The following is a 10,925-nucleotide window of genomic DNA, read 5'->3' on the forward strand; positions in this document are numbered from 1 at the left end:
TCGTCGTCGCCGCGTTCGCGGCCCCGTTCGTCGTCCTCGTCCCGCGCGTGCTCTGGCACTACGCGAACCCGAACAGTCCGCAATCGGACTGAGCCGCGATGCAGGCCGCTTTTGCGCCTCCACGCGAAACGGGGGTGTATGTCCGCGGACCTCGACGCCACGACGACGGCCAAACTCGACGCCGCCCGCGCCGATCTGGCCGACCGTGACGGCGTCCTGATCGCTTTCTCCGGCGGTGTCGACTCCTCGGTCGTCGCCGCCATCGCTCACGACGCCCTCGGCGACGACGCCGTCGCCTGTACCGCCCGCAGCGAGACGCTTCCCGCCGAGGAACTGGACGACGCCCGGCGCGTGGCCGAGGAGATAGGGATTCGCCACGAGGAGACGACCTTCTCCGAGTTGGACAGCGAGGCGTTCGTCACGAACGACGACGAGCGCTGCTATCACTGCCGGTCGATGCGGCTCTCTGCGATGTTCGACCGCGCCCGCGAGTTCGGCATCGACACCGTCTGTGACGGCACCAACGCCGACGACCCCGGCGAGGGCCACCGCCCCGGCCTCCGGGCCGTCGATGAACTGGACGCCTACTCCCCGCTTCTGTCCAACGACATCACCAAAGACGAGGTGCGGGCCATCGCCCGCCACTACGACCTCTCGGTCGCCGACAAGCCCTCGATGGCGTGTCTCTCCTCGCGCATCCCGACGGGGTTGGAGGTCACCGAGGACCGCCTCTCCCGCATCGAGAAGGCCGAACGCCTCCTGCGGACGTGGGGGTTCGAGCAGTTCCGCGTCCGGGACCACGACGGCCTCGCCCGTATCGAAGTGGGCGAGGACGAACTGGACGTGGCGTTAGATCCCGACTTTATTCGGGCGGCCCGCGAACACATCGCGGATTGTGGGTTCGACCACGTGACGCTCGATCTCCACGGCTACCGGACCGGGAGCGTCAGCCCCGAGGAGGAGTCGACCGAGGAGGAGCTGCTGGACGCGGAGTATCCGTCGAACTAACGCTCGGTGGCGGCGCGACGACCGCCCTCAGGGTCTGAACTCTTCGTCTTCGCTACTGCCGAGTCGCCGCCAGACGAGCATCGTCCCCTCGAACAGCGCGACCAGACCGACCACGACGGCGACCGTCGCCAGCGGCGCGAGTTCGACCTGACTGGCGATGTCGATCAGGGGGGGTTCGGGGTTGGCGAAGTAGCCGACGATCAGCGACCCGACCCACACCCGGCGGCGGTACTGCCGCAGCAGGGCTTTGAGCCGCGGGGCGCGTCTGGCCTCACGGAGGAAGTATATCGTCCACTCGTAGAGGCCGACGAGTACGCCGGTGACGATGATCGGCAGGTACGCGAGGACGCCGACCTGCGCCAGCAGGTCCGTCACCGCCGCCGGGATTACGCCGTAGTAGGTCCCGACTGTCGGGAGGTTGCTGACGAGGTAGCCGACCACTGCGAACAGCCCCCACGCGATGGGCCGCCAGCGGGCGGTCGCCTCCGCGGACGGCGCTGTCGTGGATTGGCCGGTCCACTTCAACAACAGCAGCGTCCCCTCGAACAGCCCGATCATCGTCGCCGTGACGACGAAGGGGGCCATCCCGGTCGGGTCGGGGTTAAACAGGAACGCGATGCCGGCGAACCCGGCCCAGAAGTACAGCCGGCGGTCGACGAGCCACCGTCGGGTGGTCACGCCCATCATGATCGCCAGCATGATGAACAGCGGGATCTGGAAGATGACCGCGAACAGGCCGAGCATAATGACCATCAGGTCGAACGTCTCGCTCAGGCTGAGCGCGATCTCGGCGGCGCTCTCGGAGTAGTACAGGAAGTACGTGAAGATGGCCGGCAGCACGAGGAAGTACGCGAAGAAGATGCCGACGCCGGCGAGGACGAGGCTCGTCGGGACGGACGCGAGGTAGTAGCGGCGCTCGCGGGGGTACAGCCCGGGGCGCATGAACAGGTAGCTCTCGTAGACCAGCACCGGGAGGCCGATGACGAAGCCCGCCAGCGAGGCGACCTTCAGGCGGGCGAGGATGAGCCCGAGCGGATGGTACACCCGGGGGCAGGCCGCGCCGGAGGCCGTCGTCGGGCAGGCCGACCCGTTGCCGGGCAGAAACGAGAACCACAGGAACGTGATGATGTCCTCCGCGAACGGGAAGACGATGCCGCTGACGACAGCGATCACTGCGAGGACGACGAGCAACCGGCTGACCATCTCCTCTATGTGCTGGGTCAGCGGTAGCTCCTCGTCGTCGGGCGGGCCGTCGAGTTCGGGGTCATACGGCTCTGCGGGGGCCGGCGGCTCCTCGCCCGGAATCTCGGAGCTACCGGTCTCGCTTTCGCCCATCGTAGCCCCGGGTTGGCTCTCACCTGTTGTAAACTTTCTTTTCTCCCCACCCGCTCGCGCACGACGAAGGAATAAATTGATAACAGCGACCCGGTAAGTGGTGGCGAACAGCGATGTCCAGCGCTATCGACGACGACACCAAGCGCGCGGTCGCAAGCGGCCGCGAGGCCGCCGGGACGATGCTCCGCTCGGTCCAGAAGCATCTCCAGAAGGTGTTCATCGTCTTCGTCATCGGCCTCGTCGGGACCATTATGGTCCTCCGTCGGTGGGTCTGGGACATCCTCCGGGCGGACCTCGTCGAGACGGGTGCGACCAATGCCAAGGTCGTCACGACAAACCCCTTCGAGGTGATCCTCTTACAGGCGAAAATCGGGATCATCGTCGGCATCTTCCTCGCTATCCCCGTGCTGTTGTACCTCTCCCGGGACGCCCTCCGCGAGCGCGGGGTGCTCCCAGACACACCCATCTCGAAGTGGAAGGTCGCCGGCTTCGCTCTCGGGACGCTCACGCTCTTTACCCTCGGCATCGGCTACGCCTACACGCTCTTTCTGCCCATTATGTTCGAGTTCCTGGCGAACACGGCCGAGAGCGCCGGCTTCCGGCCGACCTACCAGATCACCAAGTGGGTCGAGTTCACCGCCCTGCTCTCGCTGTCGTTCGGTATCGCCGCCCAGTTGCCGCTGGTGATGAGCAGCCTCGCCTACGCCGAAATCGTCCCCTACGAGACGTTCCGGGACAAGTGGAAGTACGCCGTCCTCGGCCTCTACGCCGGCGGGGCGCTGTTCACGCCCCCGGACCCGATCACCCAGCTTATGTGGGCGACGCCGCTGGTCGTCCTCTACGCGATCAGCCTCCAGTTCACGAAGTTCGTCGTCACGATCAAACGGAGCAACGAACGGCTGGCGTTCGGACAGATAGCGCGCGAGCACTGGAACGTCGCCGCCGGCTGTGGCGTCCTCGCCTTCCTCGCCGTCTACGCCTTCTTCACGGCCGGCGGCATCCCGCTGACCAACGACGTGCTGGCCGCGCTGCCGGGGTCGTTCTGGCCGACGCTCCCCTCGCTCGGGAGCGCCGTCGGGACGAGCGATCAGGTCGCTGCCGCCGCCCTCGGCGTGTTCGTCGGCCTCGCCGCCGCCGTCGCCGTCCTCTACTGGTACGTCTCCCGGGAACTCGACGATATGGGCGGGATGCGGTACGAACCGGCCAGCGCCGGCGACCCCGAGGACATCGATATCGGCGAACTCACCGCCGGCGGCGTCCGGGCGGCCCCCATCGAAGCCTTCGAGGATATGACCGAGGACGAGGCGCTCTCGCTCGCCTCCGACGCCATCGACGACAACGACTCCGAGAAGGCCGAGGCCATCCTCGACCGCTTCGACGAGGTCGAGGAACAACGGGAGCAGGACGCCGAGGAGGAGGACGACACCGGGCCGCCCGGCACCGGCGGACCGCCGCCGGCCCCGGACGCCGGCGACGGTTCGGAGGTCCCGCCTCACGCCCGCGACCAGGGGCAGGCGGGGCCCGCCCCAGACCCGGCGGACGACGACGTGCCGCACACGCCTGCCGACGCGGCCGAGACCGAACGCCCGCCGGAGGCCGGCCCCTCGCCCGACGACGACGGCGGCGACCCCGGGGTCGTCACCGAGACGACGACCGGCGTCGTCGACGCGTTCACCGACGACGACACCACCGAGGAGGATATCGGCGGCTACTACTACGACCTCTCGTTCATCCTGGAGTCGCTGACCGCCAAGAGCTTCCGCATCGCCGCGGTGTTTATGGCGACGCTGGCGCTCGTCTTCGTCGCGCTCTACCGCGGCGGCCTGAAGATCATCCAGGAGGACTTCCTGACGCGGCTCCCGGCTGGGATGAACCCCGGCGACGTCAACCCCGTCGCGCTCCACCCCGTCGAGCACCTGATCTTCATGATCAAGTTCTCGCTGCTGGTGGCCATCGTCGTCACCGCGCCGCTGGTGCTGTACTACGCGTGGCCGGCGCTGAAAGAGCGTGCCGGCGTCACTGGCGACCGGCGGATCCTCGGGCTGTGGGGCGGGACGCTGGTCGGCGGCGTCCTCCTCGGCAGCGTCCTCGGGTACGCCTACGTCGCCCCGGGGGTCATCTCGTGGCTCGCACAGGACACCATCGGCGCGAACATGGTCATCGCCTACCGGATCAAATACTACGGCTGGCTCATCGTCTACACGACCGTCGGCATCGGCCTACTGGCGGAGATTCCGGTGACGATGTTCCTGTTCTACTACGGCGGCCTGCTCAGTTTCGAGGCGATGTGGAGCCGCTGGCGGGAGGTCGTCATCACCGTCTTCGCGTTCTCGGCGCTCATCTCCCCGAAGGGCGTGTTCACGATGTTCGTGTTGGCCATCCCGATCGCGCTGTCGTTCCTCGGCGGACTGGCCGCCCTCTGGTTGCTGACTCTCGGCGGCCGCCGCGAGAAGGCGACCGAGACCGAACCCGCGGACTGATCGGACCACTTTTGCCATCCTGCCGACAACACGCGGTATGCCCAAAATAAGCGTCGAGGTCCCTGCCGAGCTCCTGACGGACCTCGACCGACACGTCGGCGAGGACGGGAAGTTCGTCAACCGCAGCGAGGCCATCCGCGCCTCGATCAGGAAGACACTGGACACGCTCGACGAGATAGACGCCCGCCACGACAGACTCGACGATGAGTCGGAGTGAGTCCACGCTCGCGGTGCCGCAGGTAGGGCTGTTGGCGCTGTTCGTCACCGCGCTGGTCACCGCACAGGTCACCGCCGCGAAGGTGCTGGCGTTCGACATCCCGTTCGCGTTTCCGGTCGCCGGCGACACGCTGATACTGCCCGGCGCGGCGCTGGCGTACGCGCTGACGTTCTTCGCCTCTGACTGCTACGCCGAACTGTACGGCCGCCGGGCCGCCCAAGTGATGGTCAACGTCGGCTTCCTGATGAACTTCGTCCTGCTAGCGCTGGTGTGGAGCACTATCGCCGCGCCCATCCTGCCGAACTCCGGTATCGAGCAGTCCCAGTTCGCGTCCGTGCTGGGCCCCTCGACGGGCGTCGTCGCCGGGAGCCTGCTGGCGTATATCGTCAGCCAAAACTGGGACGTCCTCGTCTTCCACCGCCTCCGGGAGGCGACCGACGGGGACGCGCTGTGGCTCCGTAACGTCGCCTCGACGGCCTCCAGCCAACTCATCGACACTGTCATCTTCGTCACCGTCGCCTTCCTGCTGTTTCAGGGCCTGCCGCTGTCGGTCGTCCTCTCGCTGATGGTCGGGCAGTACGTCCTGAAACTGCTGATCGCGCTGGTCGATACGCCCTTCGTCTATCTGGTCGTCCGCGCGGTGCCCGAGCGGTCGGGCGGCGTCGACTCGCTTTCGTTCGGTCGGTAGCAACTCTCTCAGCGGGGCCGCCACCGCGCTGTGCAGGAAAATCCGGAATCGGCGACGGTGTGCTATCGGGGCAGGGCGTTCGGTCAGTGTTCGACGCTGGTTGCTAGTAGCGACCTTTATTGAGTTGTACTCTCTACGTCCGGTATGGCCACGGCGGTGAAAGTCGACGAGGACGCGAAGGACCGGCTCGAAGAGCTACAGGCCGAGATCCGGCTCAAAACCGGTGAGCGCGTCACTCAGCAGGAACTGCTCTCGCGTCTCATCGACGACGCCTACGAATCGAAAGCGGCGGTCGTCGACTCGTTTCGTGACTCGGCAGTCCCCCTGTCCGACGACGAGAAAGCGGCGATGCGGGCGGGGCAGTTCAGTTCCGGTGTCGAGACCGACGAAGACGATATCGACGACATACTCTACGGATGACTGTCGTCGTCGATACCGGTGTCCTGTACGCCGAGCACGACACCGACGCCTCCCGACACGACGCGGCAGTGCGGGCGCTCGATGCGCTGTACGACGGCGAGTACGGGATGCCGTACGTTAGTGACTACATCTACGACGAGGCAGTCACGCTGACACTGAAACGGAGCGGTTCAGTCGGGACAGCGACACGCCTTGGCGACCGAATCCGGGGTGTCGGCGACTATCCCGCGCTGTACGAGCTGCTGTACGTCACCGCGCCCGTGTTCGAATCGACGATTGAGGTGTTCGAACGGTACGACGATCAGCGTCTGAGTTTCACCGATGCGAGTACTATCGCCCTCTGTGACCGCCACGAGATCGATGCGGTGTTGAGCTTCGACGACGACTTCGACGGTCTCGTCGAGCGTATCGATCCCGAAGCAGTCTGAGTTCTCGTACTCTCCCCGCGCCCGTCGAGGACCGGCTTATCGGCCCCGAGCGGGGCCCGATGCCGACGAGCAGACGGTCGTCCGCGGTGCCCGAGCGGTCGGGCGGCGTCGACTCGCTTTCGTTCGGGCGGTAGCCCCCGCGAACCGACTTCACTCCGTCAGGGGCAACACGATGCCGAACACGAGCGGGGTGAGCAGTCCGAGGAGGACGCCGACTATCTCCATATCGAGAAAGAGGGTTCGCTCCCACTCCGGGAGCGGGCCGAACAGCACAGGACCGAGGACGTGGCCCAGTATGCCGACGACGAGCAGTGCCACACCGAGCGCGAACCCTCGGCGGGTGACGGTCGGGTAGTCGATATCTCCGTATCGTCCCATAGTTTCGTGGACGCTCGCCGGTCCACAATAATGTGACGCTCGCCGCTCGACAGAAAGAGTCATATTCGACTGGCGTCGCCGTACACGTATGTTCGACTCGTTACTCGACGTACTACCGGAACTGCTCTACACTCTCGTCGCCGGCGCGCTGGCTATCACCGGCCTCACCGCGGAACTGACCGCCGTCCGGACGCTCGCCGCGGGCGATCAGGTCGTCGGTGTCTGGATGGTGTTTATGGGGGGCGCTGGCGCTGTACGCTGGCGCGATGGTCGCCCGGGACCGGGCGCTTCCGGCGCTCCGAGACGCCTGACCGTCGGGCCCGCTCGACCGCTCGCCAGTCACAGCGTGCCACACAACCGATTGTCCTTTATTGGTCGGGCCGGACAGACCGAGTATGGACCGCTTCGCCGACGTCGACGACCAGTACGACCCCGCGTCCGTCGAGGACCGGGTGTTCGACTACTGGGAGGCAGTCGACGCCTACGAGCAGACAGTGCAGCACCGCGAGGACGGCGAGGACTTCTTCTTCGTCGACGGCCCGCCGTACACTTCGGGGGCCGCCCACATGGGGACGACGTGGAACAAGACGCTGAAGGACATCTACATCCGGTATCTGCGGATGTCGGGCTACAACGTCACCGACCGGCCCGGCTACGACATGCACGGCCTCCCCATCGAGACGAAAGTCGAGGAGCGACTCGACTTCGAGAACAAAAAAGACATCGAGGAGTTCGGCGAGGAGAACTTCATCGAGGAGTGCAAAGCCTTCGCCGACGAGCAACTTGAGGGCCTCCAGAGCGACTTCCAAGACTTCGGCGTCTGGATGGACTGGGACGACCCCTACAAGACGGTCGACCCCGAGTATATGGAAGCCGCGTGGTGGGGGTTCAAAAACGCCCACGAGCGCGGCCTCGTCGAGCAGGGGATGCGCTCGATCAACCAGTGTCCTCGGTGTGAGACCGCTATCGCCAACAACGAGGTCGAGTACCACGACGTGGGCAAGCCCTCCATCTACGTGAAGTTCCCGCTCAGCGAGCGGGAGGGGAACCTCGTCATCTGGACGACGACGCCGTGGACCATCGTCGCCAACACCTTCGTCGCGGCCGACGGCGATCTCGGGTACGTCGGCGTGGACGCGACCAAGGACGGCGAGACCGAACGGCTCTACGTCGCCGAGGCCTGTGTCGAGGACGTACTGAAGGCCGGCCGCTACGACGACTACGAGGTCGTCGAGGAACTGACCGGCGAGGACCTCGTCGGGTGGGAGTACGACCATCCGCTGGCCGAGGAGGTGCCCGACCACGCCAGCGCCGAGGGGAGCGGGCAGGTCTACACCGCCGACTACGTCGAGGCCGACCGTACGGGCTTGGTCCACTCCGCGCCGGGCCACGGTGAGGAGGACTTCGAACGCGGCCAGGAGTTGGGACTGGAGATATTCTGTCCGGTCGGTCCCGACGGCGTCTACGAGGCGTCGGCCGGCAAGTACGAGGGCACCTTCGTCCGGGACGCCAACGACGAGGTCATCGCCGACCTCGAAGCGAAGGGCCGTATGCTGGCCCACGAGACGGGTCACACCGTCCGCGAGGGGCAGTGCTGGCGCTGTGACACAGATATCGTCCGCATCGTCACCGACCAGTGGTTCATCACCATCACCGACATCAAAGACGAACTGCTGGATCTGATCGACGACAGCGAGTGGTACCCACAGTGGGCACGGGACAACCGCTTCGAGGACTTCGTCGAGGAGGCCCCCGACTGGAACGTCTCCCGCCAGCGCTACTGGGGCATCCCCATCCCGATCTGGATCCCCGAAGACTGGAACGGGTCGATGGACGAGGCCATCGTGATCGGCGACCGCGAGGAACTGGCCGACCGGGTCGATCAGGATATCGACCCCGAGACGGTCGACATCCACAAGGACACCGTCGACGACCTCACTATCACCGAGGACCGCACCGACGCGGCGGACGCCGCGGAGGACGGTCGAACCTACGAACGCGTCGGCGACGTCTTCGACGTGTGGCTCGACTCCTCGGTGGCGACGTGGGGGACGCTGGACTACCCCGAGCAGAACGAGGCCTACGACCGCCTGTGGCCCGCCGACCTCATCATCGAGGCCCACGACCAGACCCGCGGGTGGTTCTGGTCCCAACTCGGGATGGGCGGGGCCGCCGTCGGCGAGATTCCCTACGAGCAGGTGCTGATGCACGGCTACGCCAATATGCCCGACGGCCGCGGGATGTCCAAATCCAAGGGCGTCCTCGTCGACCCCCACGAGGTCATCGAGGAGTACGGTCGGGACCCGATGCGGTTGTTCCTGCTGTCGGTCACGGCACAGGGCGAGGATATGCGCTTCTCGTGGGACGAGACCGAGGAGATGCAGCGCCGCTTGAACATCCTCTGGAACGTCTTCCGGTTCCCGCTGCCGTATATGCGCGCTGACGGATTCAATCCAGAGGCGACCACCGTCGAGAGCGTCGACGAGGACCTCGAACTCATCGACGAGTGGCTACTCAGCCGCCTCCAGACCGTCGAGGCCGAGATGCAGGCCGCCTTCGACGAGTTCGAACACGAGAAGGGCCTGAACGCCCTGCTTTCGTTCGTCGTCGAGGACGTCTCGCGGTTCTACATTCAGGAAGTTCGGGAGCGGATGTGGGAAGAGGAAGACAGCGCGTCGAAACAGGCGGCCTACGCGACGCTGTACCGCGTCTTGGAGGACGTGGTCGCCCTGCTGGCCCCCTACGCGCCGTTCATCAGCGAGGAGATATACGGGCACCTGACCGGCGACGCCGGCCACCCGACGGTCCATATGTGTGACTACCCGCAACCGGACGAGGACTGGCGTGACGCGGCGCTCGAAGCCGATATCGAGGTCGTCCGTGCCGTCGAGGAGGCGGGGTCGAACGCCCGCCAGCAGGCCGAGCGAAAGCTTCGCTGGCCGGTCCAGCGCGTCGTGGTCGACGTCGACAGCGACGACTCGGGCGACCTGCCCGACACCGTCGCCCGCCGGGCGGCACTCATCGCCGACCGCCTCAACGCCCGGTCGGTCGAGGTGCTCGGTACCGAGCAAGACTGGGGCGAACTCGCCTACAGCGCCGAGGCCGATATGAGCAAACTCGGGCCCGCCTTCGGGCAGGACGCCCAAGAGGTGATGAACGCCTGTAACGACGCCCGTATCGAGGAGCCGTCAGTCGACGCTCTGGAGGCGGCCGTCGCCGACGCCCTCGGCCGCGAGGTCGACCTCGACGACGAGATGGTGTCGTTCGTCAGCCAACTCCCCGACGGCGTGGCCGGGACCGCCTTCGAGGCACTCGACGGCGAGGGTGTCGTCTACGTCGACACGACCCTCACCGAGGACATCGAGAGCGAGGGGTACGCCCGCGAGGTGATCCGCCGCGTCCAGGAGATGCGCAAGGATCTGGACCTCGAACTGGAGGAGCGCATCCGCGTGGACCTCGACATCGCCGACGACCGGGTCGCCGACCTGATCGCCGACCACGAAGCGCTCATCAAAGAAGAGGTTCGGGCCGACACGCTCGGCTCCGTCGAGGACGGCCACCGCAAGACGTGGGACGTCGAAGGCATCGAGATGGACATCGCCGTCGTGCCGGTGGCGGACGCGGAGGCGTAGCGGTCCTCTCGGAGTACTCGACGCGAGGGTAGCGAGCGTCGAGGTTCGTTTTCCCATCGTTTTGCGAGGAGTGGTAGCTGAGCGACGCGAAGCTACCCGACGAAGTAAAAAGTGGTTGTGCCGGTGCGTGTCCCTAGAGGGTCGCGACTAGGCGGTTGTAGATGTCAGCTATCTTGTTCGCCCAGCGGTCGTCGGTCGCATAGTTCTGGTTCATCCCCGCGAGGGTCGGTTCGACGTAGTACCGGCCGTCGGACGAGAGGTACTCACGGTCGACGTAGGACATAACCTGCCGGATTGAGTCCTCGAAGGAACTGAAGCTGTCGGCGCACTCGGCCGGAC

General features: G+C 66.1%; 11 protein-coding genes. 7 read left to right on the forward strand and 4 right to left on the reverse strand.

What is annotated here, in order from left to right; genetic code table 11:
- Window positions 1-138 precede the first annotated feature (138 nt).
- Window positions 139-1,008 carry an ATP-dependent sacrificial sulfur transferase LarE gene (larE, locus tag GJ629_RS10870; RefSeq protein WP_157513066.1) on the forward strand — a complete coding sequence of 290 codons (870 nt, stop codon included), beginning with the start codon at window positions 139-141 and terminating at the stop codon, window positions 1,006-1,008.
- A 27-nt stretch (window positions 1,009-1,035) separates the two neighbouring features.
- On the opposite strand, the gene GJ629_RS17720 is transcribed toward larE, so the two are convergent.
- The gene (locus GJ629_RS17720; RefSeq protein ID WP_157513068.1) at window positions 1,036-2,343 is read right to left on the reverse strand and encodes a twin-arginine translocase subunit TatC; all 1,308 of its coding nucleotides are present in this window, start codon (window positions 2,341-2,343) and stop codon (window positions 1,036-1,038) included.
- 113 nt (window positions 2,344-2,456) lie between these two features.
- Here GJ629_RS17720 and GJ629_RS10880 point away from each other — a divergent pair, with 113 nt between their 5' ends.
- The 5 genes from GJ629_RS10880 (at window position 2,457) to GJ629_RS10900 (ending at window position 6,576) form a co-directional block, all read left to right on the forward strand.
- A complete protein-coding gene (locus GJ629_RS10880) occupies window positions 2,457-4,823 on the forward strand; it encodes a twin-arginine translocase subunit TatC (protein ID WP_157513069.1) in 2,367 nt (788 codons plus the stop codon).
- 37 nt (window positions 4,824-4,860) lie between these two features.
- Complete coding sequence (locus GJ629_RS10885) at window positions 4,861-5,040, forward strand: ribbon-helix-helix protein, CopG family (RefSeq protein WP_157513071.1); 180 nt, start codon at window positions 4,861-4,863, stop codon at window positions 5,038-5,040.
- Window positions 5,027-5,728 (forward strand): queuosine precursor transporter, encoded by a 702-nt coding sequence (locus GJ629_RS10890; protein ID WP_157513072.1) that lies wholly within the window; start codon window positions 5,027-5,029, stop codon window positions 5,726-5,728. The genes GJ629_RS10885 and GJ629_RS10890 overlap by 14 nt, the downstream gene beginning before the upstream one ends.
- A 144-nt stretch (window positions 5,729-5,872) precedes the next feature.
- Entirely contained in the window at window positions 5,873-6,148 is a 276-nt protein-coding gene (locus GJ629_RS10895) for a hypothetical protein (protein WP_157513073.1), read from the forward strand.
- The gene (locus GJ629_RS10900) at window positions 6,145-6,576 is read left to right on the forward strand and encodes a type II toxin-antitoxin system VapC family toxin (RefSeq protein WP_157513074.1); all 432 of its coding nucleotides are present in this window, start codon (window positions 6,145-6,147) and stop codon (window positions 6,574-6,576) included. The genes GJ629_RS10895 and GJ629_RS10900 overlap by 4 nt, the downstream gene beginning before the upstream one ends.
- A gap of 150 nt (window positions 6,577-6,726) precedes the next feature.
- Here the strand turns inward: GJ629_RS10900 and GJ629_RS10905 are convergent, their stop codons facing one another.
- Window positions 6,727-6,954 (reverse strand): hypothetical protein, encoded by a 228-nt coding sequence (locus GJ629_RS10905; RefSeq protein ID WP_157513075.1) that lies wholly within the window; start codon window positions 6,952-6,954, stop codon window positions 6,727-6,729.
- A gap of 112 nt (window positions 6,955-7,066) precedes the next feature.
- A complete protein-coding gene (locus GJ629_RS10910; protein WP_157513076.1) occupies window positions 7,067-7,297 on the reverse strand; it encodes a hypothetical protein in 231 nt (76 codons plus the stop codon).
- Window positions 7,298-7,349: 52 nt separating this feature from the next.
- On the opposite strand from GJ629_RS10910, the gene ileS reads away from it, so the two are divergent.
- Entirely contained in the window at window positions 7,350-10,586 is a 3,237-nt protein-coding gene (gene ileS, locus GJ629_RS10915; protein WP_157513077.1) for an isoleucine--tRNA ligase, read from the forward strand.
- A gap of 133 nt (window positions 10,587-10,719) precedes the next feature.
- On the opposite strand, the gene GJ629_RS10920 is transcribed toward ileS, so the two are convergent.
- Window positions 10,720-10,925 (reverse strand): glucosaminidase domain-containing protein (locus GJ629_RS10920; RefSeq protein WP_197428558.1); only part of this gene is annotated, 206 nt, incomplete at its 5' end.

Origin of the sequence: Halapricum sp. CBA1109, from assembly GCF_009741825.1 — an archaeon.
Classification (GTDB): domain Archaea; phylum Halobacteriota; class Halobacteria; order Halobacteriales; family Haloarculaceae; genus Halapricum.

Coding starts and splice junctions, on each gene's coding strand:
- GJ629_RS10885 (WP_157513071.1), top strand. CDS start 4,861: ATGCCCAAAATAAGCGTCGAGGTCCCTGCCGAGCTCCTGACGGACCTC.
- GJ629_RS10900 (WP_157513074.1), top strand. CDS start 6,145: ATGACTGTCGTCGTCGATACCGGTGTCCTGTACGCCGAGCACGACACC.
- GJ629_RS17720 (WP_157513068.1), bottom strand. CDS start 2,343: ATGGGCGAAAGCGAGACCGGTAGCTCCGAGATTCCGGGCGAGGAGCCG.
- GJ629_RS10880 (WP_157513069.1), top strand. CDS start 2,457: ATGTCCAGCGCTATCGACGACGACACCAAGCGCGCGGTCGCAAGCGGC.
- larE (WP_157513066.1), top strand. CDS start 139: ATGTCCGCGGACCTCGACGCCACGACGACGGCCAAACTCGACGCCGCC.
- GJ629_RS10890 (WP_157513072.1), top strand. CDS start 5,027: ATGAGTCGGAGTGAGTCCACGCTCGCGGTGCCGCAGGTAGGGCTGTTG.
- GJ629_RS10905 (WP_157513075.1), bottom strand. CDS start 6,954: ATGGGACGATACGGAGATATCGACTACCCGACCGTCACCCGCCGAGGG.
- ileS (WP_157513077.1), top strand. CDS start 7,350: ATGGACCGCTTCGCCGACGTCGACGACCAGTACGACCCCGCGTCCGTC.
- GJ629_RS10895 (WP_157513073.1), top strand. CDS start 5,873: ATGGCCACGGCGGTGAAAGTCGACGAGGACGCGAAGGACCGGCTCGAA.